The organism is Pseudomonas sp. 2822-15 (assembly GCF_002742515.1).
Classification (GTDB): domain Bacteria; phylum Pseudomonadota; class Gammaproteobacteria; order Pseudomonadales; family Pseudomonadaceae; genus Aquipseudomonas; species Aquipseudomonas salomonii.
In genome coordinates, this window is the sequence record NZ_LJRY01000276.1 from 1 (window position 1) to 286 (window position 286).

Here is a 286-nt window from a genome sequence, read left to right on the forward strand (position 1 = left end):
GAAATTGTTCTTCTAGATAAAGGGGAAATAGAAAAGGGATATGCAAAGTTTGTCTTATGCTGCCTTGGGCTTTGTTCTTTAATGACTTCAATTGATTCATCAACATCGTATAGAAAGAAGTTTGCTTTCACTCGAAAAATAGGAATCTTACCTCTATTTTCGAATGGTACAAAAAGGGTAGCTTTATCACCTATAAACAAGCGCTGTGTATATTTTTCACCAGGGATAAAAATCTTCTTTGATATGTAAGACATATAAAACGCATTAAGATCAAGGGTCAATAACC

At 33.6% G+C, this 286-nt stretch carries 1 protein-coding gene; it reads right to left on the reverse strand.

Features of this window, described 5'->3' with window-relative positions; translation table 11 throughout:
• Positions 1-254 (reverse strand): hypothetical protein (locus AOA59_RS32870; RefSeq protein ID WP_218212219.1); only part of this gene is annotated, 254 nt, incomplete at its 3' end.
• Between the last annotated feature and the right edge of the window lie 32 nt (positions 255-286).